The organism is Actinocrinis sp. (assembly GCF_035946395.1).
Lineage (GTDB): Bacteria > Actinomycetota > Actinomycetes > Streptomycetales > Catenulisporaceae > Actinocrinis.
In genome coordinates, this window is record NZ_DASYZI010000438.1 from 1 (window position 1) to 23,684 (window position 23,684).

At 68.9% G+C, this 23,684-nt stretch carries 25 protein-coding genes and 2 tRNA genes; 15 read left to right on the forward strand and 12 right to left on the reverse strand.

Annotated elements, in window-relative coordinates:
- The first annotated feature begins 141 nt into the window (after positions 1 to 141).
- Positions 142 to 2,067: a protein kinase domain-containing protein gene (locus tag VGS97_RS27495; protein WP_326856578.1), complete on the forward strand. Its 1,926-nt coding sequence runs from the start codon at positions 142 to 144 to the stop codon at positions 2,065 to 2,067.
- 113 nt (positions 2,068 to 2,180) lie between these two features.
- Positions 2,181 to 2,987 carry a response regulator transcription factor gene (locus VGS97_RS27500; RefSeq protein ID WP_326856579.1) on the forward strand — a complete coding sequence of 269 codons (807 nt, stop codon included), beginning with the start codon at positions 2,181 to 2,183 and terminating at the stop codon, positions 2,985 to 2,987.
- Between the two features lies 1 nt (position 2,988).
- Here the strand turns inward: VGS97_RS27500 and VGS97_RS27505 are convergent, their stop codons facing one another.
- Together VGS97_RS27505 and VGS97_RS27510 are read right to left on the reverse strand one after the other, a co-directional pair.
- The gene (locus VGS97_RS27505) at positions 2,989 to 3,765 is read right to left on the reverse strand and encodes a hypothetical protein (protein WP_326856580.1); all 777 of its coding nucleotides are present in this window, start codon (positions 3,763 to 3,765) and stop codon (positions 2,989 to 2,991) included.
- A gap of 12 nt (positions 3,766 to 3,777) precedes the next feature.
- Entirely contained in the window at positions 3,778 to 3,906 is a 129-nt protein-coding gene (locus VGS97_RS27510) for a hypothetical protein (protein WP_326856581.1), read from the reverse strand.
- A gap of 643 nt (positions 3,907 to 4,549) precedes the next feature.
- Here VGS97_RS27510 and VGS97_RS27515 point away from each other — a divergent pair.
- From VGS97_RS27515 to VGS97_RS27540, 6 genes are all read left to right on the forward strand, one after another.
- Entirely contained in the window at positions 4,550 to 4,732 is a 183-nt protein-coding gene (locus tag VGS97_RS27515; RefSeq protein WP_326856582.1) for a hypothetical protein, read from the forward strand.
- 409 nt (positions 4,733 to 5,141) lie between these two features.
- Complete coding sequence (locus VGS97_RS27520; protein ID WP_326856583.1) at positions 5,142 to 6,563, forward strand: family 2B encapsulin nanocompartment shell protein; 1,422 nt, start codon at positions 5,142 to 5,144, stop codon at positions 6,561 to 6,563.
- 128 nt (positions 6,564 to 6,691) lie between these two features.
- Positions 6,692 to 8,035: a family 2 encapsulin nanocompartment cargo protein terpene cyclase gene (locus VGS97_RS27525; RefSeq protein WP_326856584.1), complete on the forward strand. Its 1,344-nt coding sequence runs from the start codon at positions 6,692 to 6,694 to the stop codon at positions 8,033 to 8,035.
- Positions 8,032 to 8,895, forward strand: coding sequence for a geranyl diphosphate 2-C-methyltransferase (locus tag VGS97_RS27530; protein ID WP_326856585.1), 864 nt, complete (start codon positions 8,032 to 8,034; stop codon positions 8,893 to 8,895). Before VGS97_RS27525 ends, VGS97_RS27530 begins: the two co-directional genes overlap by 4 nt.
- Positions 8,896 to 9,025: 130 nt before the next feature.
- On the forward strand, positions 9,026 to 9,571 hold the full coding sequence (locus VGS97_RS27535) for a carboxymuconolactone decarboxylase family protein (protein WP_326856586.1): 546 nt from the start codon (positions 9,026 to 9,028) through the stop codon (positions 9,569 to 9,571).
- A 119-nt stretch (positions 9,572 to 9,690) separates the two neighbouring features.
- Entirely contained in the window at positions 9,691 to 10,140 is a 450-nt protein-coding gene (locus VGS97_RS27540) for a hypothetical protein (protein ID WP_326856587.1), read from the forward strand.
- A gap of 21 nt (positions 10,141 to 10,161) precedes the next feature.
- Here the strand turns inward: VGS97_RS27540 and VGS97_RS27545 are convergent, their stop codons facing one another.
- Positions 10,162 to 10,584, reverse strand: a complete 423-nt coding sequence (locus VGS97_RS27545) for a hypothetical protein (RefSeq protein WP_326856588.1) — start codon at positions 10,582 to 10,584, stop codon at positions 10,162 to 10,164.
- Positions 10,585 to 10,683: 99 nt separating this feature from the next.
- Between VGS97_RS27545 and VGS97_RS27550 the strand changes: the two genes are divergently transcribed.
- Positions 10,684 to 11,295, forward strand: coding sequence for an NAD(P)-dependent oxidoreductase (locus VGS97_RS27550; RefSeq protein ID WP_326856589.1), 612 nt, complete (start codon positions 10,684 to 10,686; stop codon positions 11,293 to 11,295).
- Here VGS97_RS27550 and VGS97_RS27555 read toward each other — a convergent pair.
- Positions 11,279 to 11,545 (reverse strand): hypothetical protein, encoded by a 267-nt coding sequence (locus tag VGS97_RS27555; protein WP_326856590.1) that lies wholly within the window; start codon positions 11,543 to 11,545, stop codon positions 11,279 to 11,281. The two genes, VGS97_RS27550 and VGS97_RS27555, sit on opposite strands and share 17 nt — an antisense overlap.
- 221 nt (positions 11,546 to 11,766) lie before the next feature.
- On the opposite strand from VGS97_RS27555, the gene VGS97_RS27560 reads away from it, so the two are divergent.
- Positions 11,767 to 12,294, forward strand: a complete 528-nt coding sequence (locus VGS97_RS27560; protein WP_326856591.1) for an NUDIX hydrolase family protein — start codon at positions 11,767 to 11,769, stop codon at positions 12,292 to 12,294.
- 101 nt (positions 12,295 to 12,395) lie between these two features.
- Here the strand turns inward: VGS97_RS27560 and VGS97_RS27565 are convergent, their stop codons facing one another.
- Entirely contained in the window at positions 12,396 to 12,728 is a 333-nt protein-coding gene (locus tag VGS97_RS27565; protein WP_326856592.1) for an Lsr2 family protein, read from the reverse strand.
- Between the two features lie 260 nt (positions 12,729 to 12,988).
- Positions 12,989 to 14,341: a PHB depolymerase family esterase gene (locus tag VGS97_RS27570; protein WP_326856593.1), complete on the reverse strand. Its 1,353-nt coding sequence runs from the start codon at positions 14,339 to 14,341 to the stop codon at positions 12,989 to 12,991.
- A gap of 421 nt (positions 14,342 to 14,762) precedes the next feature.
- On the opposite strand from VGS97_RS27570, the gene VGS97_RS27575 reads away from it, so the two are divergent.
- Positions 14,763 to 16,004, forward strand: a complete 1,242-nt coding sequence (locus VGS97_RS27575; protein WP_326856594.1) for a hypothetical protein — start codon at positions 14,763 to 14,765, stop codon at positions 16,002 to 16,004.
- 275 nt (positions 16,005 to 16,279) lie between these two features.
- On the opposite strand, the gene VGS97_RS27580 is transcribed toward VGS97_RS27575, so the two are convergent.
- Both VGS97_RS27580 and VGS97_RS27585 read right to left on the reverse strand, forming a co-directional pair.
- On the reverse strand, positions 16,280 to 16,648 hold the full coding sequence (locus tag VGS97_RS27580) for a nuclear transport factor 2 family protein (RefSeq protein WP_326856595.1): 369 nt from the start codon (positions 16,646 to 16,648) through the stop codon (positions 16,280 to 16,282).
- Positions 16,649 to 16,760: 112 nt separating this feature from the next.
- Positions 16,761 to 17,138 carry a hypothetical protein gene (locus VGS97_RS27585; protein WP_326856596.1) on the reverse strand — a complete coding sequence of 126 codons (378 nt, stop codon included), beginning with the start codon at positions 17,136 to 17,138 and terminating at the stop codon, positions 16,761 to 16,763.
- Between the two features lie 328 nt (positions 17,139 to 17,466).
- Here VGS97_RS27585 and VGS97_RS27590 point away from each other — a divergent pair.
- From VGS97_RS27590 to VGS97_RS27600, 3 genes are all read left to right on the forward strand, one after another.
- A tRNA-OTHER gene (locus tag VGS97_RS27590) sits at positions 17,467 to 17,550 on the forward strand.
- Between the two features lie 137 nt (positions 17,551 to 17,687).
- A complete protein-coding gene (locus VGS97_RS27595) occupies positions 17,688 to 18,074 on the forward strand; it encodes a hypothetical protein (RefSeq protein ID WP_326856597.1) in 387 nt (128 codons plus the stop codon).
- Between the two features lie 133 nt (positions 18,075 to 18,207).
- A complete protein-coding gene (locus tag VGS97_RS27600) occupies positions 18,208 to 19,419 on the forward strand; it encodes a cytochrome P450 (RefSeq protein WP_326856598.1) in 1,212 nt (403 codons plus the stop codon).
- Positions 19,420 to 20,058: 639 nt separating this feature from the next.
- Here VGS97_RS27600 and VGS97_RS27605 read toward each other — a convergent pair.
- Positions 20,059 to 20,613 carry a TetR/AcrR family transcriptional regulator gene (locus VGS97_RS27605; RefSeq protein WP_326856599.1) on the reverse strand — a complete coding sequence of 185 codons (555 nt, stop codon included), beginning with the start codon at positions 20,611 to 20,613 and terminating at the stop codon, positions 20,059 to 20,061.
- 122 nt (positions 20,614 to 20,735) lie between these two features.
- Here VGS97_RS27605 and VGS97_RS27610 point away from each other — a divergent pair, with 122 nt between their 5' ends.
- A complete protein-coding gene (locus VGS97_RS27610; RefSeq protein WP_326856600.1) occupies positions 20,736 to 21,455 on the forward strand; it encodes an MBL fold metallo-hydrolase in 720 nt (239 codons plus the stop codon).
- A gap of 372 nt (positions 21,456 to 21,827) precedes the next feature.
- Here VGS97_RS27610 and VGS97_RS27615 read toward each other — a convergent pair.
- From VGS97_RS27615 to VGS97_RS27625, 3 genes are all read right to left on the reverse strand, one after another.
- A tRNA-OTHER gene (locus tag VGS97_RS27615) sits at positions 21,828 to 21,911 on the reverse strand.
- 250 nt (positions 21,912 to 22,161) lie between these two features.
- Positions 22,162 to 22,545, reverse strand: a complete 384-nt coding sequence (locus VGS97_RS27620; RefSeq protein ID WP_349262285.1) for a PaaI family thioesterase — start codon at positions 22,543 to 22,545, stop codon at positions 22,162 to 22,164.
- Between the two features lie 119 nt (positions 22,546 to 22,664).
- Positions 22,665 to 23,564 (reverse strand): helix-turn-helix domain-containing protein, encoded by a 900-nt coding sequence (locus VGS97_RS27625; protein ID WP_326856602.1) that lies wholly within the window; start codon positions 23,562 to 23,564, stop codon positions 22,665 to 22,667.
- Positions 23,565 to 23,684 lie beyond the last annotated feature (120 nt).

A 23,684-nucleotide genomic window follows, 5' to 3' on the forward strand; every position in this document is an offset into this window, starting at 1 on the left:
TGGTGGAGCGGCACGGATGAGGCGTGCCGCTCCACCACCGCCCTATCGCGGTTGTACGAGGAAACAGGGACGGGAACGCAGGTCATGACACGGCTGAGTGGACAGACGGGATCCGAGCAGGAACCGAACAGGCCCGCGGACGTGACAGAGTCGGTCCCCGGTTACCGGGACCTCGCGCGGATCGGGCACGGCGGTTTCAGCGTCGTCTACCGGGCCGTGCAGGAGTCCTTCGAACGCGCCGTGGCGCTCAAGGTGCTGAACGTCGGCCCGGACGAGGACAACCGCCGCCGCTTCCTGCGCGAGGTGCGGCTCGCCAGCCGGCTGAGTGGCCATCCGCACGTCGTGACCGTGCTGGACACCGGGACGACGGCCTCGGGCCGCCCCTACCTGGCGATGGACCTGTACGACGGCGGCTCGGTGAAGGACCGGCTGCGGCGTTCCGGTCCGCTCAGCCCGGCCGAGACCGCCGTGGTCGGCGCCAAGATCGCCGAAGCGCTCGCGGCGGCGCACTCGCTCGGCGTGTTGCACCGCGACGTGACACCCAACAATATCCTGATATCAAGGTTCGGTGAGCCGGCGCTCGCCGACTTCGGCGTATCGTGCCTGCTGGACTCCAGCTCGTCAGCCTCGGTGCTGGACGCGTTCTCCCCGCAGCACGCCGCGCCCGAACTGATCTCGCGCGGCGTCCCGACGACGTCCTCTGACATATACGCTCTCGGCTCGACGCTGTACCAGCTGCTCACCGGGCGGTCCGCGTTCGGCGGGGACAGCCGGGACGTGCGCTCGATCATGTTCCGGGTGGTGAGCGAGCCGGCGCCGAGACCACAGTGCCCTGAGTTGCCGGGGCTGGCCGACGCGATCGTGCGGGCGATGGCGAAGGAGCCGGGGGAGCGGTTCGCGGACGCCGCCGAGTTCGCGCGGACACTGCGAGCCCTGGTTCCCGACGGCGCGCCGACCACGCTGCTGATGTCGGACACCATGGCGACGTCGGCGGTTGCCCCGGTCGGCGGCAGGGCCGCGGCTGCCGCGACCAACACCGTCACCGGCACCGGCGGCGATGCGACGCCGAGGAGGCCGAAGTACGGCCGCGAGTCGGTGATGGTGACCAGAACAGGGACGGGCACGGATACGGATACGGATACGGGGGAGTTCGTCCTCGAACCGGACACCTCGTTGAACGGTTCGCCGCGCGGTGCGGACCACACGATGTTGCGCCCGGAGCGGGCTGATCCCGACGCGCGTCCGGCCGTCGCGGCGAGCAAGCGCAGCGAACGCAGGGTGGAACGGCGCCCGGATCGCCGCGTTGAATCCGGCCGCATTGAACACAATGACGAAAATCGTGCCGAGAGTCGTGGCCGGCGCGCGAGGAAGCCGCTGATCCTCGTCGCCTTGCTCGCGCTGATCGGCACCGCGGCGTGGACGATCGTCGCGTTGCAGGGCTCTTCGAACGGAACGAACGCCGCGGCCTCGACACACCACTCTGCGGTCACCGCGGCCGCGTACGCTGCACCGACGCGAACGCCGACGAAGCCGAAGCCCAGCGCCACGCCGACGCACAAGCACAGCGCACCCGCTGTTCCAGCCGTTGTCACGACGCCGGCCGGTGCTGCGACGAGCGCCGCGCCGAGCGCGTCGGCTACGAACACGAACACGTCCGGCGGGCTGCTGAACCTGGGCGCCTACCACCGGTTGCAGAACGCGCAGAGCGGCAGTTGCCTGACGCAGTCGGGAGGCTCTGCGGGGCAGACGGCCTGCTCGTCGAGCCAGTCGGAAGGCTGGCAGAGCCAGCTGTCGCTCAGCAGGCTGCTGTCCGGCGGGGCGTACCAACTCGTCAACGAGCAGAGCGGTTCGTGCCTCGCCGCGAGCTCGAATGGGCAGGTCATCGCCCAAACGTGCGATGGCGGGAGTGCGCAGGTGTGGTCTATGGTCAGCGGACCAGGTTCGGACAAGGAGTATCAGAACGTGGGCGACGGCACGTGCCTCCAGGCCAGCGGGGGCGCGGTCTCGCTCGGGTCGTGCAGCACGAGCAGCGACGCGGACCTGTGGCACGACGACGGCTCTGTGTGAGACGGCCCTGCGAAGGGCGGCGCTGTGCGACCAGAGCCGGGCAGTGCCGAGTAGTGCAGCAGGAACCGACGGCAAAGGGGGGCCGCACGGGAGAAAGGAACGGCGGGACGTTCATGGTCAAGGTTCTGATCGCCGATGATCAAGTGCTGATTCGCGCGGGGATCGCCGCGATCCTGCGGGCGGCGCCCGGCTACGAGGTGGTCGGTGAGGCCCGTGACGGCGCCGAGGCCGTCACCATGGCGGAGTTGACCGAGCCCGACGTGGTGCTCATGGACATCCGGATGCCGGAGACCGACGGCATCGCCGCCACCCGGCGGATTCTCGGCTCGGGCCGGGAGACCGCGCACCCTGAGAAGCTGCCGCGCATCCTCATCCTGACGACGTTCGACCTCGACGAATACGTCTACAAGGCGCTGCGCGCCGGGGCGAGCGGATTCGTCCTCAAGGACACGCCGCCGGAGCGGCTGCTCGCGGCGCTCAGCGCGGTCGCGGACGGCGACACTCTGTTCTCGCCGACGGTCACGCAGCGCCTGGTCCAGGCCTACTTCGCGGTGGAGGGCGGTGTCGCCGGCGAAGGCGGTGCCGGCGGCGCGGCCGTCGCCTCGGGGCGTTCGACGGTCGCGACCCGCGCGGCGGCCGAACGGCAGGCGGCCACCCGGGAGCGGGCCCTGTTGGCCGCGCTCACCACGCGGGAGACAGACGTGTTGCGTCTCGTCGCGACCGGCCTGTCCAACGGCGAGATAGCCCAGCGCCTCGTGGTCAGCGAGGGCACGGTGAAGACCCACCTCAACCGGTCGATGGCCAAGCTGAACCTGTCCAGCCGCGCCCAGGTGGTCGTGCTCGCCTACGAGTCCGGCCTGGTCGTGCCGGGCGGCGTCGAGCCGGCCCCCGTGCCTGCCCGTGTCCCGGCGAATCCGTGACTCATCCGGGCGGGAACGCGGCGACGAACGGGCCGGGCCCGAGGCCGAAGCCCTGGATGAAGGGGTTGTCGAGCACGTAGATCAGGGTCATGGTGAAGCCGATCAGGCCGGTCAGGCTCATGACCACGGTCAGATGGCGCACATGCCACTCCATGCTGTGCGCGAAGGCCGTCAGCACACTGAGTGTCCCGCCGAGGATGAGGCCCACCCAGAGCAGCGCCGGCATGCGGGAGTTCGCGGCGCTCTGCCGCCCGATGCACGCCGCGTCGATCGTGCCCAGCTGAGTGACGATGGCGGAGGCTGCGAGGTTCTGCGCGGTGGTGGTCGGCTGGTACGAGGTCGCCGCCGCGCGCAGGCTGGTGAGCGGAGTCCAGCAGCCGGTCTCGGGCAGCGGTACACCGTGCTGCATCTGCGGCCATTCCACGGTTTCGACATAGTGTGCGTACGCGGCGGCCTCGGCCTGGATCTGTCGGCGCGGCGCCGGGGGCAGGCTCGTGGCGAGCAGGTAGACCTCATGCAGCCCGGCCGCCTCGGCTCGCGAGTCCTGCGCCCCCGCGTCGCGGTTCTCCCAGACCGAGACCAGCGACAGCCCGACGATCAGTGCGTAGAAGACACCGACCATCGTCGTCGCGTAGCCGGTGATGTCGTGCCAGTCCTTTGACGATTCACCGCCGTGCCGGTGGGCGTCGGGAAACAGCCTGGTCCGTGCGTGCAGGCTCAGTGCGCCGATCGCGGCGGCGATGACGACGACGACCAGTGAGGTGAGTACTACGGCCATGGATTCGCTCCTTCAGCGGCGCCTACCGAGCAGAGCCGCGCCGGCGGCCACGGCCGGCACGATCATGATCAGGACGAAGAGCGGGGTGGGGACCTCGGTGCTGGTGAGCACCGGCTTGGCCCAGTCCGGCGTGGCGAACACCTGCGGCGTGCTGGGACTGGGACTAGGGCTGGGACTGTGACTCGGATTGGGGCTTGGACTGGGGCTCGATTTCCGGGCCGGGCTCGGCCGCGTGGACGCAGGCGGCGGCATCGGGTGCTGCGATGGCGTCAACGCAGGGGGCACGGGCGTCGCGGGTCTTGTGACGACTGCGGATCGCGACGGTGACGGTGACGGCGATGGGGGCCGTGACGGTGGCGGCGGGCTTGGCGGGGTGAGGAGGGTGAACGGCACGGCGCTCTGAGCGGACACCGCTGGCAGGGGGAGGCAGTCTAGGAGGCCTGGACACGACTGGCTCGCCGGTGACGGTGACGGTGACAGCCACAGCGATAGCGATAGCGCCGGTGATGGTGATGGTGAGCGGAGCGGTGAAAGTGAAAGGGATGGTGACGGCGATAGTGAGGGGGACGGTGAAAGGGATAGTGGCGGTGATGGCGTGCTGGGAGCGGCGCGTCCGGGTGTCGGGAGCGCCGGGTTGAGCAGGGCGTATCCGTCAACTGTCAGCAGGGCGGCGTAAGAGCCCGGAGGCAGGTCGAGGGTTGCGGTGCACGTCGCCGTCGCACCGGGTCCGAGCAACAGCAGGCCGCGCGGGTCGAGGAGCGCACCGAGGCCGGTGTGCTGGAGTGTGCAGTCGAAGGGCATCAGCATGCTGCCGGTCGGCGCGGCGGTGCTGGTCGACTGCTGGAGCGTGCCGCTCCAGGTGATGCCGAGGATGGGCAGAGCGCTGTCGTTCGACAGCGTGTATGTCAGCGTGACGCTGTACTCGTCGCCGTGCAGTGGTAGGCCTGACGCGCTCACCGAACCGTAGACCGACAGTGCGCCGGCTGCGCTCTCGCGCGGCGCGCCGGCTCCCGTACCGGCGGAGGCGAGCATGGCGAGCGCCGCGAGCGGCAACGCTCCGGCGGCGAGCGGTCGGGCACGCATCATGCTTACGGAACGTAACGGACCGTGCCGCATCGGTCGGCGCGGCGGAATTCAAACCACGCGATCGTGTGGTTCACCTGGCCGAACGCGATGGCGCGGCATGTCAGCCTCCATACGTGTACGACTGTACTGATCAATCCCTCATTAGTGTCACGTAGAGTCACTAATGAATCACGTAGAGCCATGGCGTGCATCCGGAGCGCCATTGGCGACCGTACGTCACCCCGGTTTGCTGGGAGGCAAGGCACAAAGGCACGACGTGCATCGCGATCCGTTGCGGAGGCGGCTTGACAATGACAGCGACGATTCCCGAACAGTCCGGACCGGCGCAGGCGGCCGAGCGGACCCAGCAGAGCCTGAGCGTCGCGGCGGCGCGGAATCTGGCGACCACCACCAAATCCGTTCCCCAGATGCAGGGGATCACGTCCCGCTGGCTGCTGCGCATGCTGCCGTGGGTGCAGGTCTCGGCCGGCACGTACCGGGTCAACCGGCGGCTCACCTACGCGACCGGCAGCGGCCGGGTCGGCTTCGTGCGCAACGGCGTCGGGATGCGGGTGTTCGCACCCTCACTCGTCGAGCTGCCGATGCTGCGCACCCTGGACGACCCGGAACTGCTGGAGGAACTGGCCTCCCGCTTCACCTCGCGGGAGATCGCCGCGGGCGAGGTCCTCGCCGAGGAGGGCCAGCCGATCAGCGAGGTCTACCTGGTCGGGCACGGCAAGGTGAACAAGGTCGGCACCGGCAAGTACGGGGAGAGCACGGTGGTCGGCTTCGCCGCCGACGGTGAGCACATCGGCGAGGAGGCGATGGCGCGTGATGACGCGCTGTGGAGCTACACCGTCAAGGCTGCCACGGCCGGCACGCTGCTCGTGCTGCCCTGGCCCGCGTTCCAGGAGCTGTTCGAACGCTCGGCGGGACTGCGCGACTCGGTCATGCGCTACCTCACCGACACCCAGCGGCCGGCCAACCGGCACGGCGAGCGGGAGATCGAGCTGGCGTCCGGCCACGAGGGCGAGTTCGCGCTGCCCGGCACGTACGTCGACTACGAGCTCGAACCGCGCGAGTACCAACTCAGCGTCGCCCAGACGGTGCTCAAGGTGCACAGCCGGGTCGCCGACCTCTACAACAACCCGATGAACCAGACCGAGCAGCAGTTGCGGCTGACCGTCGAGGCGCTGCGCGAGCGCCAGGAATGGGAGTTGATCAACAACAACGAGTTCGGGCTGCTGGCCAACGCCGACAACGGCCACCGCATCCAGACCCACGGTGGCCCGCCCACCCCGGACGACATGGACGAGCTGCTGCGCATGCGGCGCGGCACCCGGTTCCTGCTCGCCCACCCCAGGGCGATCGCCGCCTTCGGCCGCGAGTGCAACAGCCGCGGCCTGTACTTCGGCACCGCGGAGGTGAACGGCCACCACGTCCCGGCCTGGCGCGGCGTGCCGATCTTCCCGTGCGGCAAGCTGCCGATCGGGGACGGCCAGACCACGTCGATCCTGGCGATGCGCACCGGCGAGGACGACCAGGGCGTGGTCGGCCTGCACCAGACCGGCATTCCCGACGAGCTCGAACCCGGACTCAACGTCCGCTTCATGGGGATCGACGCGAAGGCCGTCATCTCGTACCTGGTGTCCACGTACTACTCGGTCGCCGTGCTGGTGCCGGATGCGCTGGGCGTGCTGGAGAACGTCGAGGTCTCCAGGCCGCGCGCCTGAAGGTGCGCGCACTGTGATCCACCGGCAACTCGAAGGCACGGCATTGATACCGCACTGACCCGGCACTGACACGACATCGGTGCCGCATCAGCACCGTGCCGACATCCGAGGAGAGGACTGAGCCCGCCATGTCCCTGATGACCCGCGTGACCGCGCCGCCCGCGCGGACCGAGGCCGCCGAGCTGGCCCTCGCGCTGCTCGCGGCGCCGCCCTCGGCACCGGCCTCACTGCACCTCCAGCGAACAGTGCTCGGTGGACCTGGGGTCGTTGGGCTCGGGGTCGTTGGTCTTGGATCCGCTGGTCTTGGATCCGCTGGGCTCGGGGCCGGCCGGCCGGTGGTCGGCCGGCCGCGAGGGCTGGGTACCTCGGCGTTGCACCCCATTCCCCGTCCGGCCGCGCCGAGCGACGCGGCTGGACGGGGGATCCCCGGCTCGGGCGGCTCGGCCACCCTTGGTGCGCCGCCCGACCACGCCGCGGGCGCGGCACGTGGTCGCAGCGGGGCCGTTCCCGAGCTCTACTGCCCGCCCGCGCTGCGCGACGACCCGGCGCTCGGCGGGCTCGTCAACGAGCGGCTCATCGCGTGGGCCGCTGAGATCGGCCTCTTTGCCGACAAGCTCGACCACATCCGCGCCGCTGACTTCGGCCGGTTCATCATGCTCGCCCACCCCGAGTCCGACGACCCGGACCGGCTGCTTGCCGCCGCGAAGTGCGCGCTGGCCGAGTGGGCCACCGACGACGTGTACTGCGACGGTGACGACGCGCAGCCCGAACTGCTCGGCGCCCGACTCGGCTTGGCGTACACGGCCGTCGACCCGCCCTGGATCGGCTCGGCACGGCAGCCGGTTCTAGACGAGGCGCTGCGGGAGGACCCGGTGCGCGTCGCGCTGCGCTCGGGCTTCAAGCACGTTGCGCAGTACGCGGCCCCCGGGCAGCTCAACCGGCTGCGCCTCGAAGTGGCGGCGCTGTTCAACGGCTACAACACCGAGGGCTCTTGGCGGCAGTGCAAGTACATCCCGCCGGTGTGGCAGTACCTCGCCGAGCGCCAGCAGAACAACTTCATGCCGACCATCTGCCTGGTCGACGTGGTCGGCGGTTATCACCTCTCCGCCACCGAGTACGGCGCGCCCCCGGTGCGCCGGGCCGTGCTGATGGCGGCACTGGCCGCCACGCTCGTCAACGACCTGTACTCGATGAGCAAAGAGCAGCGCGGCGCCGACTACGACTACAACCTGCCCACGCTGATCGCCGTCGAGGAGCGCTGCTCGCCCGGCGAGGCGGTGCGGCGCGCCGCGGCGCTGCACGACGAGCTCGTGCACACCTACGAGCGGGAGGCCGCCGCGCTGGCCGCCGCCGGATCTCCCATGCTGGCCCGGTACCTGGTCGGAGTGTGGGCCTGGATGGGCGGCAACCACGAGTGGCACCGCAGCACCACACATTACGCAACGGCCCGCGACAAGGAGTCGAACCGATGACGCAGTCCCTGTCCCAGCTCGCCCCGGTGCTGCGCACCGCGTATCAGAAGTCTGTCGCAGAGTACTGGAACACGCGCACCCAGGACCCGGTCAACCTGCGCCTCGGCGAGGTGGACGGGCTCTACCACCACCACTACGGCCTCGGCGACTACGACCCGGCCGTGCTGGAGGCGCCGCCGGCCGAACGGGAGCGGCGGATCGTCGAGGAGATGCACCGGCTGGAGACCGCGCAGGCCGAGGTCCTGCTCGACCATCTCGGCGACGTCGAGCCGGAGCACCGGCTGCTCGACGCGGGCAGCGGCCGCGGCGGCACCGGCCTGATGGCGCACCTCCGCTTCGGCAGCCGGGTGGACGGAGTGTCCATATCCGAGTACCAGGTCGGATTCGCCAACGACTGCGCTGCACAGCGCGGGCTGGACGATCAGGTGCGGTTCCACTTCCGCAACATGCTCGACACCGGATTCGAACCCGGTTCGATGCAGGGGATCTGGACCAATGAGACGACGATGTACGTCGACCTGGACGAGCTCTACGACGAGTTCTCCCGGCTGCTCGCGCCGGGCGGCCGCTACGTGTGCATCACCGGCTGCTCCAACGACGTCACCGGCCTGCGTTCCAAGGCCGTCAGCCGCATCGACGAGCACTACACCTGCAACATCCACCCGCGCAGCGCCTACTTCCGCGCGCTGGCCGCCAACGGCCTGGCCCCGATCACCGTGCTGGACCTGACGCCGGTGACGATCCCGTACTGGGACCTGCGGGCGCGCTCGTCCGTGGCGACCGGAATCGAGGAGACCTTCCTCACCGCGTACCGGGAAGGCAGCTTCCATTACCTCCTTATTGCCGCAGATCGCGTTTAGCCTCCCCGTGGCGACCGTCCGGCGCTACGTTCTCCAACGTGCCGTCACTTGCGTCACTCGGGCAGACGCCGAAGTGACCCATGGGTTCTACTCGTAACAGCGGTTGCTGGACCAGACAGGAGAACTGCTCATGTCGAGAATCCCCGCGCGCACCCTGGACGATGCGCCCGAGGCCGTCCGCGACACTCTGGAGAAATTCGCCAGGCGAAACAACGGCCGGCCGCGCAACATCTACGCGGGGATGGCACACGCGCCGATCGTGCTGGCCGCATATGACGCGATGAGCTCCGCGATCGCCCAGCACTCGACCTTCGACACGCGCACCAGGGAGGCGATCGCCCTGGCCGTCGGAGCGCAGGACGGCTGCCAGTACTGCCAGTCCGCGCACACGCCCGCCGCCGTCGCCGCCGGCTTCACTGCCGATGAGACGCTGGCGATCCGGCGGGGCGAGGTCGAGTTCGACCCGAAGCTGTCCGCGCTGCTCGCCCTGGCCCGGGAGATCGCCGCCAACGTCGGCGACGTCTCCGACGTGGCGTGGAAGCAGGCGCTGGCTGCCGGATGGGGCGACGAGGAACTGGCCGAACTGTTCGCGCACGTGGCCGCGAACCTGTTCACGAACTACTTCAACCACTACGCCGAGACCGAGCTGGACGTGACTCCCGCACCCGAACTGTAGGGCGGGCGGCTCTCTTCGCGCGTCGACGGGCGGCCGTCACCGCTCGTCGTCTCGATCCCGGCCGCCTGTACGCAGAATTACGATCGACAGCGCGCCGCCTGTGGCGGAGAGAATGAGGCGTGAGACTTCCAAGGCACCCGCACGATCAGGACGACCCGGCCCGGCACGCCGACCGGCTGCCGGACGACGAGACCGAGGCAGACGACGAGGCCGAGTACAGGACCGGTGGTGAAGGCGATTCCGGGTCTGGGCGCGGCGGCTACCTGTTCACCGCTCTCGCTGACGCGCCGCCGCTGACACTGCTCGAATCGATCGCGGCGCGCTCGACGCGGTTCTCGTTGTCCGTCCCGCCGGATCGGATTCCGCCGGGCCAGATCTATCTGCTCGGCAGCCCCGGCTCGCCGAGCTGCGAGGTCGTCCAGGTCGACGACGCGACGTCGGCGCCCGGCCAGCCACGCTCGATCCGGCGGGCGCTGTTCGGGACCGTCGTCACGGCCCATCCCGCCGGAACTGCGGCCACGCCGATCAGCGTCGAGCGCGTCGACGACTGGAGTCGGTGGACCGGATGAGTGGCGAGCCCTGACGCTGCGTCAACTCGCCTGTTGTGCACCGGCCGGCGGGCGGATACGCAGGCCGGTTCGGGCGCGGTGTACGGTCACGTACGCCAAGCCGTCGGGACCGGCGGTGATCGAGCGCCGGCTGCCGTGCGGCAGCCAGGCGAGCGTGTGAGTGGACAGCTCGACCGGTCCGGTGTCGGTGTGCAGGACGCCGTGCCCGCCGACCGCGAGCAGCAGTACATCCACGTCCGGTTCCATGTGCACGGGGACTTCGGCGCCGGGCGGCAGCCGGATCAGGTTCGCGTCGAGCTGGCGCGCGGGCTCGGCCAGGCGCCACAGCGCCCCGCGCTGATCCCCGACGGCCTGGTCGAGATACTGATCCAGGTCGGCGAGCAGGCGCGCGGTCGGTTCGTCGGCTGTGTTCACATCACCAGTGTTCATCCCAACGGCGTTCATGCCAGCAGTGTTCATCCCAACGGCGTTCATGCTGCCCTCCGCTCATTGGATAACTTTGCCGTGTCAACCAGACGCGGCGAACGAGAGCAGGCACTTGATATGACGAAGATCGCGGTCTACGGCGCGACCGGGATGATCGGCGGCCGGGTGGTGGCCGAGGCGCTGGCACGCGGCCACGAGGTCATCGGCATCACCCGTTCGGGCGGCGGGCTGCCCGCCGGTGCGCACGCGGTGCAGGGCGATGCCGGGGACGCGGGGCTCACCAAGCGAATCGCCGACGAGGCGGACGTCGTCGTCGTGGCGACCGGACCGAGCCGTACCGGCGGTGACCCGCGCGAGTACCTCGCGCACCTACGCAACCTGGTCGAGACGCTCGGCAGCGCGCGGCTGATCGTCGTGGGCGGCGCCGGTTCGCTGCTCGTCGACGGAAAGCGGCTGCTCGACGGCGCCGACTTCCCCGACATCTACAAGCCCGAGGCGCTGATCGGCGCGGAGGCGCTCGACTACATGCGCGGGCTCGGCGAGGGCGTCGACTGGACGTATTTCTCCCCGGCGCCGGTGATCCAGCCCGGCGAGCGCACCGGCGTCTACGTGTCCGGCACCGAGTCGCCGGTCGGCGACGTGATCAGTGCGGAGGACTACGCAGTCGCCATGATCGACGAGATCGAGCGGCCCGCTCACCGGCGCGGCCGGTTCACCGCCGCGAACTGACGCCTGCGTTTCCAGGGCGGCGTGTATCTGTCAGGCGCGCCGCTGCCCTTCCCGCGACCCACCAGGGCTGTTCCACCAGCGTGACCTCGATGCCGAGCGCGGGCAGCGCCGCGGCGAGGGCTTGCAGATCGGGGGCTTCGATGCCGCCGCCGGCACCGTGCCTCAGCACGAGCGCGGCACGGCGACGGCCCGCCGCAGGGAAACGGGTGAGGCGGGCCTCGCCGACCGGCGTCGGGACGTTCGTCTGCATGATCCCGAGACTAGGGGGTGTTTGAGCTGTGGGGTCGGATCAGGGCACGGTGTCTGGCGCGTGCAATCGCAAGGCGGATGGAGGTATGGGCAAGGCTCGACAACGCGGCGAACGTGCGTGACAGGCGCCGCGATCCCGGCCCCACATCTCAACACCCCTAACGCACCGCGGCGCGGCGAACCGTGTTGTGACGGTACGATCGGCCGGTGTCCGAGTCTGACGTGATCGAGACGACGCCCGGTTGGCTCTCCACGGATGAGTTGGAGACCGCGCGGGCTCAGATGCCCATCCTGTACGTCGAAGCGGTGCCCGTGCGCGTCGACGAGTGCGGCGAGGTGATCAGCATCGGCCTGCTGCTGCGCATCGGGCCGGACGGGACCATCAGCCGCACGCTCGTCTCCGGCCGGGTGCTGCACCACGAGCGCGTCCGCGACGCGCTGCTGCGCCACCTGGAGAAGGATCTCGGCCCGGTCGCGCTGCCCCGGATTCCGGCTTCCATCCAGCCTTTCACCGTCGCCGAGTATTTCCCGACGCTGGGGATTACGCCGTATCACGATCCGCGGCAGCACGCGGTGGCGCTCGCTTATATCGTCCCGGTGACGGGAGACTGCCGTCCTCGGCAGGATGCGTTGGATCTGGTTTGGTTCACTGCGCAGGAAGCGGCGTCACCGATGGTCCAGCAGGATATGCCGGGTGGTCAGGGAGTCCTGCTCAAACAGGCTCTCGCGCACGTCGGCTGCTTGTCCTGATTGTCGCGATGCGGCTTGCCCCTCCACGGAAGATCCGCGGAAGAGCAAGCCGTCGTGCATGACGCGAATGGCGAATACCGCGCGGCGTGGCCGACGCGGTGTCAGGTGTTCGCTTCCTGGAACTTCACGATGAGGTCGTTCGCGACCCTGCCGCGTTCCGATACCTCGTATCCCTGGGCCTTGGCCCATTCCCGGACGTCCGAAGTGTTCGGTCCGGCCACCGCCTTGCGCGCGACGGCGCGGACGGGCTGTCGGCCGCCCTTGTCCCTGCGTGCCGCGTCGATGAACTTGGCGAGCGTGTCGCGCAGCTTCTCGGCGTTCGAGGAGCTCAGATCAATCTCGTATCGCGTTCCGTCGAGACCGAAGGCGACCGTCTCTTCGGCCTCGCCGCCATCGAGATCGTCGACGAGGGTCACTTCCACTTTCCGTGCCATGGAGCGCGCTTTCTCGAGGGATACCGGATATCGCGGCCAGGATAACACCGGGGCCTGCGGGGTCGAGTTATCGGGGACCTGTTGATTCGCCATTGCCACGCGCGGGGCGAAACGGCACTCCGAACGGCCGAAACGGATTCGCGATGATCGAAAGTGGCGGTGGCGCCACGTACCGTCAGTACGTGGCGCCACCGGTTGTTGGATGTGCCGGGCTTATTCACTTATGGCCGGTCGGCCGTAGTCGGCGGCGATGATAGAGATCAGCTGACGGAGCAGGCGGTGCCGTTGAGGGCGAAGCTGGTGGGTGCGCTTATGTTGCCGGTCTGGTTGGCGTTGAAGCCGAGGGTGGTGGTGCCGCCGTTGGCCGTGATGGTGGCGTTGTAGCTGAGGTTGGTGGCGGTCACCGCTCCGCTGGACGGGGTGATGGTGGAGTTCCAGACGGAGGTGATGGCCTGTCCGGAGGGCAGGGTGAAGGTGAGTTTCCAGCCGTTGATCGCGGTGGAGCCGTTGTTGGTGATGGTGAGGTTCGAGGTCAGGCCGGTGTTCCAGGAGTTGATCACGTCGGCCACGTGGCAGCCGCCGGGAGGCGGAGGCGTGGTGCTCGGCGGGGTCGTGGACGGCGGTGTGGTGGATGGAGGCGTCGTCGACGGCGGCGTGGTCGACGGCGGTGCCGAGGACGGCGGCGTGGACCCGTCGAGGCCGAAGAAGTGGATGGCGTACGCGGCCATTCCGCTCTGCGGCAGGACGTGGCCGGCGCCCGAGATGCTGTAGGCGTCGACCACGGGGCTGGTGGAACTGCCATAGGTGGTGTGGGTCCACGTGCCGTTGAGCGTGGAGGTCGACGTCGGCGTCTGGCTCACGCCGAGCACGTTCGTCCACTGCTTGATCTCTTCGCCGAAGTTGTTGTAGTTCAGCGTCCCGTCCGCGGTGCCGTGCCACAGCTGTACGCGCGGACGCGCGCCGCCGTAGCCGGGGTAGGCGTTGCGCACGTAGTCGCCCCAGGCCTGCGGGGTGTTGGAGACCTGGCCGTTGGCGCAGGCGGAGTTCCAGCCGTCGACGGTGCCGGTGTAGAAGCAGTGGAACGGCACGCCCATGAACGCGGCGCCGGCCTTGAACACGTCCGGGTAGCTGCCGAGCAGGACGTCGGTCATCATCGCGCCGGACGACGCGCCGGTGACGTAGACCCGGGACGAGTCGCCGCCGTTGTGCTGCTCGACGTACTGGACCATCGAGACGATGCTGGACGGGTCGCTGCCGCCGTTGTGGGTGAGCGCCTGGCTGGAGGAGACGTCCCAGCACTGGCCGCTGCGGTTGGCGTCCGGGTAGATGACGACGAAGCCGTACTGGTTGGCCAGCGAGGCGAACTCGGTGCTTGAGTAGAAGCCGGGGCCGGTGCCGGTGCACTGGTGCAGCGCCACCAGGATCGCCGGGTGCGTGCCCGCGTTGCTCGGCACGTACTCGTACATCAGGTTGTTGCCGGGGTTGGAGCCGAAGTTCGTGATCTGTACCAGGCTGGCCGCCGAGGCGGTCGGGGCGAGTGCGAGCAGCCCGCCGAACGCGGCGGTCGTGGCGACCGCCATGCTCGCGGCCAGTGCTCTGGCTCTCTTCCTCACTGGGCTTCTCCTCCTTCGAAGAGATCGTGGTCGCGACGCCGTTGTCAGAAGCTCTCGAAAGTTTTGGGAGCCGCATGACTGGATTAGGCGCTGGTGAACGTAGGGCTCATCGCGGCATCGAGTCAAGGTTCGAGCTGTCCGAGCTGAAATTTTGCGGGCCAGATGCGGAAAATTTCATGCACGCGTCGGGTGTGGCGGTTCCCGCCGGCTACGGCCGGTGACCAGACGGCACGGCTCTTCCGGCTTGGCCGGGGCCGCGGCGCAGGATGGCCGGCGCGCAGCGGCGGACGAGCCCACAGCCGCGTACAAAGCCCCGGCCAAGCCCTGAAGAGCCCGGATGGCACGGCGGGATCGCGCCGGTACGCTGTGACGCACATGCGCCCGGACCGTCCGGACCGGCCGGCGCCCGAGGTTCTGGACGATGATGCAGACACCTGATGCGGCCCCGGAACCCGCTGTCGCGCCCCTTGACTCGGCGGCGTACGTGTATCCCTGGGACGTGCTCGGTGACCCGGCGGCGCCGGAGGTGCTGGCCGGTCTCGGCGTCGGCCACGTCACGCTCGCGGCCGTCTACCACGCGACCAGGGTTCTGACACCGCGGCACCCGGGGCACCGGGTGGTGGTGGCCGACCACAGTGCCGCGTACTTCCCGCTGGACGAAGCCCGCTGGTCCGGCGCCGCGTTGCGCCCGCGCCGGCAGACCTGGCTGGAGCAGGACGACGCGTTCGGCTCCGCCGCGAAGGCGCTCGCGTCCGCCGGTGTGCCGGCGCATGCGTGGGTGGTGTTCAACCATGTCGATCCGGGCCCCGGCGCGGACGTCGGTGCTGCGGTGGTCAACGCGTACGGCGATGTCTATCCGTGGACGCTGTGTCCGGCGCGCGGTGAGGTACGCGACTATGCGGTACGCATCGCCGGACAGGTCGCCGGGCGCGGTGATGTGGCGGGCGCCGAATTCGAGGCCTGCGGCTGGTACGGCTTCGACCACTTGCACGCGCACGACAAGGTGGCCGGAGTGCCACTTGATCAGGCGGAGCAGTTCCTGTTCTCACTGTGCTTCTGCGTCGCCTGCGATGGTGAGTACCGCGAGGCCGGCGTCGATCCGGCCGAACTGCGCTCGGTCGTGCGCACCGCCTTGGACGGTGTCTTCTCCGGCGAGAGTTCCGGGGCGCATTCCGGAGTGTCGGAGCGTTCGAAGATCGACGCGCTGCTCGGACCGGATCTGGCCTCTGCGGTGCTAGGGATGCGTGGCGCGGTCGCCGACCGGCTGCGCACCGAGGTGGTCGAGGCCGTGCGGGATCGGCGTTCGAAGGCTGATTTCCCGGTGCTCTTCCACGGCCAGCCGATCGCACACCGCTCGACCGCGTTCACCGGCCTGGACTCGGCGACGCTGCCGGGCGGCGCCGACGGTGTCGTCGTCAACTGCTGGGGCAGCGCCGAAGATGCCGCCGAAACCGTCAGGCTGACGGTGAACGCGAGGCGTGCCGGGCTGCGCGTCGTCTCCGGCATGCTGGCCATCGGCGGCATGGGCGCCAACGCGCAGAACGCCGCGCGGGTACTCGCCGCGGTGCGTTCGGCCGGAGCCTCCGGCATCCGGATCTATCACGCGGGGCTCGCCGGCGCGGCCGACCTCGACCTCATCCGCGGCCTCGCCGCGGCCGGCTGACCGATTCAGGGCACGAACACAGACCACAAACACAGAGCGCAAACACGGGACGCGCGATGGCCGGAGCCCCCGCCAGGTGGGCTCCGGCCATCGCAGCTTACTGCGACGTGGTGTTCTGGGGGGTGTTCGGGCCGTGGGGCTGGATTCAGGGCGCGGTGTCTGGCGCGATCGCAGGGCGGAGGGCCTTGCCCATACCGGCGGTATGGGCACAACCCGACAACGCGGCAAGCGTGCGTGACAGGTGACACGACCCCGGCCCCACAGCTCAAGCACCCCTAAGCTGCGGGTACCTTGTCCAGGAAGCCGTAGACGGCGCGGATCTTGCCGTCCTCGCCGAAGGCCGCCACGTCGGAACCGATCACGACCGACTCGCCGCCGCCCGGCGGGAGCAGTTCCCAGCTGAACCGCGCGATGTGGTGGTTGCTGTCCACCGCGGTCAGCAGTTTGAAGGTGAAGCCGGCGAACTGGCCCTGCGCGCCGGCCAGTACCGCGTTGATCCCGTCGCGGCCGCTGACGTCGGCCAGCGGGTCGGTGTACGTGGCGTCCTCGGCGAAGACCTCTGCGATGCCCTGCTTGCGGGCGTCGGCGTCGGTCTCGTTCCACAGGGAGATGTAGCGCTCGACGGTACTCGGAATGTCGCTCATCGTTCCTCCTCGGCCACAGCGGGCTCTCGCCCTGGATGTTTTGCTCCGGTACGTCACCAGATTTCCAGAGCGAGGTCACACAGTCGATTACTTACCAGATAATGAAGGATCTTTATGGGCCAGGCCTTGGCTGACGCCGTGCGGCCTGCGGCGCCTTCGCCGCACGCTTGGTGAGGAACTGCACCAGGACGGCCACCGCGACCGTGAAGACGATCAGCAGCAGGATGCTGATGGCCAGCGCGAAGCCGGAGATGACGAACTGGACGGCGGCGGGACTGGCGTTTGGCTCGGTCTGGATGGACGGGATCGCCACGTTCACGATGAAGATGTCGAGCGTCATCATGAACACCGGGACCAGGAGGATCGTCAGTACGTTCCACGGTGGCGCGGCGTCCGCCGTCTGAGCCGCCGCGGGCTGCGCCCGCCCCGAGCCGGTCGGCTCCGCGTCGGCGGCGCCCGCCGACCCCGGGGTATTGGCGTGCGTGGTCATCGACTCGCTCCTGAACGGCCGGAATTCCCTCGTTGCGACCCATGGTTCAGGGCCGCCGCCGCCGTGTCGATGACGTGCCAGGTAACGACGACGCGGCACGGCACGTCCGGAAACGCAGGTGGGGGCGGCCCAGCAAGCCGTCAGGAACGTATCAGAGTCGTGTCAGACGGCTGCTGCAACATGGTTATCGGAAGGACGGAGCAACGCAGAGCAAAGATAGAAACGCAGAACACAGAAGATCAGAGCGCAGAGGATCAGAGCGCAGAAGATCAGAGCACGGCGTTCGGATGACCGAATGCGGTGAAGCGCACCAGCAACGACTCCCCTTGGAGAGGTCCCCGTAGCGGCCCAGCGGGGACCGGGTCAACCCGGTCGGGCTTTGCCCGCGCAGGTTCGAATCCTGCCCTCTCCGCAACCGCGCCCCGGTCCGCCCCAGCGGCCGGGGTGTTCTGCAAGCCAGCCTCGATGCGCACGTCTTGCACAGCCCGTCCGCCCGGCTGGCGAGAAGACGGCCCACTTCACCTGACAGCCTCCGTGGAAGGAAACGCAGTGCGCGTAAATGGGGATGTCGCCGTCGCCGTCGCCGTCGCCGGCACCGGCACCGGGGCGTGGCTGGCGTCCACCACGCAACTCCTCGAAGAGGTCGTGAACGCCGGACTGGTTGGCCCGGACCACCGCGATCTGGGCTATGTGCACCGCGACGGCGGCCAGAGCGAGGTGCACGACGTGCTCGGCTTCACCGGGGAGCAGACCCTGTGGCGGCAGTTCGGCCGCTACGTCGGCCACCTGGGCGGCGGCGACCAGATCGCAGGGCTCGACTACCTAGCGCAGCATGACGAGCTCGAACCCGGCGACCGCGTGACGCTCTTCGCCGTCGACACGAGCTTCACCTTCAGCGCGGCCGTCCTGGAGATCACCCGACGACCCACCTGCTAGGCCACCGACCCGCCCGCTAGGCCACCGATCCACCACGCCACCGATCCATCAGACGATCAACCCACTGCGCCATCAATCCATCAACCCACTGCGCCACCAATCCACCGGCCATCAGGCCACTGAGGAGCAGACGATGCTTCGTGAGGATGTAGACGTACTCGGACCGCAGGCACTCGACTACCCCGTGCCGCGCACCGACCCACTGCTGCCCCCGCCCGTCTACGCCGAACTGCGCGGCCACCCGCCGGTGCGGGTGCGCATGCCGAACGGTCGACCGGCCTGGCTGCTGACCCGGTACGAGGACGTGCGCGCGGCGCTCGCCGACCCGCGGATGAGCTCGGACTTCCTACAGCCGAACTTCCCCAGCCTCAATCCGGTGCCCCCGTCGCCCGGCGCCTTCTCGTTCGTGCGCATGGACGCCCCGGACCACGGCAGGCTGCGCAAGATGGTGACGTCGGACTTCGCGATGCGCCGGATGCGCGAGCTGCGGCCCGAGATCGAGCAGATGGCCGATGACCTGCTGGCCCGGATGTTCGAGTCGGGAAAGCCGGCGGACCTGGTCGAGTCCTTCGCGCTACCGCTGCCGTCCATGGCGATCGCCCGGATTCTCGGCGTGCCGGCGCAGCGCAGCGCCGTCTTCCAGCAGTGCAGCCGGACGATCGCGCGCGCCGACTCGACCGCCGAGCAGGCCAGCGCGGCGCTCGCCCAGCTGGCCGCGCTCCTGGACGAACTCGCTACCGCGAAGCAGTCGGAGCCCGGCGACGACCTGATCAGCCGGCTTGTGCACCAGTTCGAGGCGCGCGGCGAGCTCACCCGTTTCGAGCTGCTCGCGATGGGCTCGCTGCTGCTGTTCGCCGGGCACGAGACCAGCGCGAACCAGATCAGCATCAGCGTGATCCACCTCTTGCAGAACCCTGACCAACTCGCCGAGATCCGGCGTGAACCGCGGCTGCTGCGCACGGCGCTTGAGGAACTGCTGCGCTTCGCCTCGCTCAAGCAACACGACCTGATCCGGGTCACCGCCGAGGACATGGAGTTCGCCGGGGTGCACATGGCGAAGGGCGACGGCGTGATCACCTCGCAGCCCTCTGCCAACCACGACCCCAGCGTGTTCCCGGACCCGGACCGCCTCGACATCCACCGGGAGTTCAACCGCCACCTCGCCTTCGGCCACGGCCCGCACGCCTGCCCCGGCGCGAGCCTGGCCCGGGTCGAGGTCGAGGTCGCGCTTGAGCGGATCCTGCACCGGCTGCCGGACCTGGCCCTCGCGGTGGACCTGGACCAGATCCCGTTCCGGCACGACATGTTGATCTACGGCGTCCACGCGCTGCCGGTCACCTGGTGACCCGATCAGACCGGAACGAAGCATGCTTCGAGTGGGATACGAGCACTACTATGCGGTGATTGAGGCCGGCAGCGTCCACAATCACCGGTGGGACTTTGCCACAACGATACTATTCGGTGGATACCATCACCAGGAGTTCCGATCAGGCGCCCAAGGGGCGACCTACTGCGCGTACAAGTATCAATCGGAATCGGGTGCGAAGGAGTTCACGCTCGTACCCCAGGGAACACGCGCTCTACGGTGCGTCATGGATGCATACCTTGTGACAGGTTCCTTTTACACGTTGACGAGCGAAGTACTGCATCGCGTGGTGCCCGATCGTGGACTGCCAACAGCAAGTCTCGTGCTTGAGGGTCCGCGTCAGCCGTCAGAGGTCGACGTCTATACCCTGAGACCCATGGACGCTGTCACAGATACCTTCCGCGGTCTGGAGCCCGATTCGCTTGCCGAGCAGTTGCACAGGTTCCTGGCATTACGGTCATGACCAAGCCGGGGCCGTATAGCGACTCGGGGTTGGTGCCATTTCAGCCGTCGAGTGGCGGGTCGTACGGCTCCTAGACAACAGAGGTCTTCATCAGGGCGCATGCACGTCAAATCACTGTGACGACGAACCGCGAACCACACCAATCCTCGGTTGCTCTACGTTTGCTGGATCGCGTTCAGCACGTGGTCCAGGCCGAAGTCCCAGGCCTGTTCGATGTCGCCGGTCAGTTGGAAGGCTCCTGCCAGCTCCATCGTGATGAACCCGTAGGCCCAAGCCACGACCGTGCGTGCCGCCGGCAGCGCGTTGTGCGGACCGGCCAGTTCGGTGACGAGGCGAAGCAGCGTCGCCGTGGTGCGTTCGGGTAGTGCGGTCCCGCCGGTCGCGGCCTGTGGCACGAACAAGAGCGTGTGCGCGATCGGGTTCGCGCGGGCGAAACTGCGGTAGGCGCGTGCCGTCGCCCGAAGGTCCGCGGCGGGGTCGCCGGAGTTGGCTGCGGCGTCGATGGCCGCGTTCAGCTCACCGGCCACGTCCTCCACGATGAGCCGGAACAAGTCGGAGCGGCTGCGCACCCGCTTGTACAGCGATGGCGTGCGCACTCCGACCGTGTCGGCCACGTCGCGCATGGTCAGCGCATCCGCGCCGTGTTCTTCCAGCAGGCGCCGTCCGGCCGCCACGATGGCGGCGGTCGAGGTCTGCGCGTGGGCGGGCAAAGTTCTGGCCTCCTTGTCAGCAGAGGTCGTACATCCTACTTGCGTACCACGCGAAGGCTAACTAGGGTAACCCTTGAAGGGTAACAGAAATAGCCTTGAGTTCGCCTGGGAGGCGTGCCGTCATGAAGATCGCCGAAGGCCTGTATCGGATCGGCTCCGACCTCGTCAACAGCTACCTGGTCGTCGACGGGGGTGGCGTGACGATCATCGACGCGGGGCTGCCTCGCTACTGGAACCTGCTGAACGGTGAACTTGAGCGGATCGGGCTGACCCTGGACGATGTGCGGGCGCTGATCCTCACACACGGCGACACCGACCACATCGGCTTCGCCGCGCAACTCTCCCGTGAGAAGGGCATTCCGGCCTACCTGCACCCGGCCGACGACGGCCGGGCCAGGCTGGAGGTGAAGAAGCCCAACAGCGGCTGGGGCCCGATCAAGGTCGGGCCGCTGGCCGGCTTCCTGTGGTACTCGGCCCGCGAGGGCGGGCTGCGCATCCGACCGGTCGGCGAACTGCGACCGGTCGAGGACGGCCAGGTGCTCGACGTCCCCGGGTCACCCCGGATCATCCACACGCCGGGCCACACGCCCGGCAGCGTGGCGGTGCACGTCGCGGCGGTGGACGCGCTCTTCGTCGGGGACACCATGACGACCCGCAACGTGCTGACCGGCGTGACCGGCCCGAAGCCCGCGCCGTTCACCCTCGAACCGCAGCAGGCCCTGGCGTCGCTCGACCACATCGAAGCCGTGGACGCGACCTGGGTCCTGCCCGGCCACGGCCCGGCCTGGGACGGTGGCGTGGCCGACGCGGTCCGGCTCATCCGCCAGGCGGCGGACCAGTAGTGCCGCGAGTTCGTCGGCGGTGTGGCGTGGCGTCACGTGCTGGCGCTCGGAAACAGGGTCCTGTTGAAATACGCGGTGTCGAAGTACTCGTCGACCCGCGCGATCCTCCCGTCCCGCACGGTGAACAGCGCGACGATCGGGTTCTCGTAACGGCGCCTGCTACGCGTGGTGGCACGGGTGGCGCGCTGCCCGCGATCGCGATGGGATCGTAGTCATCAGGGCTTTGCGAGTCGCGGACATCCACTGGTCATTGATAATGCCTCCCGGGTGCTTCTGGGTGGAGGCACGATTCGCGACCGGGGCCGGGGAAAAGCGCGGCTTGGCGGATGTCGGGCCGGGGGCCGTGGCGCCCGTCACGCGGCGCACGTGCGGCGGAGAGGGCAGGATTCGAACCTGCGCGGGCAAAGCCCGACCGGGAAGTCCCGGTCCCCGCTGGGCCACTACGGGGACCTCTCCTGGATCTCGCTGGATGTTGCTGGGATTGTCGCTTGGGATCTTGTCGGGATCACGCTTGGTTGTTGCCTTCTGATATCCATAATGGCTCAGATGTCTGACTCGGCCCTGACACGTCTCTGACGTGAGTGTGAAGGCGGGTGCTGAAAAGAAATGCGCAGGAGTGTAAGAGGGCGACAACGCCAGCAGGGCCCGGGGTGAGGGATTCCGGGCCCCGCCAGCGCTAGAGCCGAGATGCGCTAGAACCTCGGCGCTAGGTCCTGCGTTCCTGCGGGCCGGGTAGCACGGCCTGAGTCTGTGTCGTGGTCGCCGCGAGCTTGCCGTGCGCGTCGGTCACGTCGATGCGTACGACGATCACGCTGCGGCCGAGGTGCACTGGAGTCGCCGTGCCAGTCACGGAGCCGGCGCCGACCGGACGCAGGAAGTTCGTTGCCGAGGTGGTGGTTGCGGTGCGGCCGCCCGGCGGCAGGTTGAGGTAGGCGCAGACGGCGCCGAGCGTGTCTGCCAGCGTCATCAGCGCTCCGCCGTGTAGCACGCCGCCGGCGGTGCACAGCCGTGGCGAATACGCCAGGCTGCCGATAACCTCCCCGGGCTCGGCCTTCCGCAGTTCGATGCCCAGTTGGGAGGCGAACGGCATCAGGGCGAGCAGGTCGGACAGATCGGGTAAGGTAGGCAGACTGGGCTGGTCGGGCTGGTCGGGCTGGTCGGGCTGGTCGGGCGTGTCAGGCAGGTCGTGCGACGGCGCGCTCTCGGGGCTCATCCCGCGGCCCGGCCGTTTGCTGTGCCATTCGCCGCGCCGTTCATCGTGCCGCTCGCTGTGCCGTTCATCGTGTTGTTCGGCGGGCTGTTCTTCCGATCGTCTGCCCAGTGCAGCAGGAAGCGCCGCGTTTCCTCGTCCGCTGGGAAGAAGGACTCGATGGCGAGTTCCGCCACGGTGATGTCCAGCGGGGTGCCGAAGGTGGCGATGGTGCTGAAAAAGGCCAGCTCCCGGTCCTCGTACTGGACCCGCAGCGGCACGAAGATGCTGCCGGGGCCCGGCACCTCGACTTCCGGCTCGGGCTGGTGGCAGGGGTATTCGAGCAGTTCGTCGTACAGTTCGGACAATTCGGGGTCGCGGGTGATCGCCACCTGTCTGCGTACCCTGCCGAGCAGGTGCGCGCGCCATTCGCCGAGGTTGATGGTCCGCGGCGCCATGCCGTCCGGGTGCAGGCTGATGCGCAGCGCGTTGGCCGGGGGTTCCAGCAGCCACGGTGCGCTGCCCGCGGTAAAGACCCCGAGCACTGCGTTGGCGTCCACGATGTTCCAGGAGCGGTCCACCACCGCGGCGGGGTACGGCTCGTGGCCGGTCAGCAGCCGGCGAACGGCCTCGCGCGCGGCGGCCATGTGCGGCGAGTCGAGTGCGCTCTCCGCGTAGATCGGGGCGTATCCGCCGGCCAGGAGCAGGTGGTTGCGCTCACGCAGCGGCAGGTCGAGCTGCTCGGCCAGCCGCAGGATCATCTCGCGGCTCGGCTTGGAACGGCCGGTCTCCACGAAGCTCAGATGCCGGGTGGACACCTCGGCCTGCAACGCCAGGTCCATCTGGCTGAGCCGGCGCCGCTCGCGCCACTGGCGAAGCTGGTCGCCGATCGGCCGCTGGAACTGCAACATGTCGGTCATCGGTCGCCCGCCGCGCCGACCGCTGCCCGCGATGCGGGCATGGCGCGGCGCTTCCCCCTTCGGCTTTCGCAGATCTCTGTGTCGATACTCGACGCTACCTGGCGACCGGATGGTCGACAA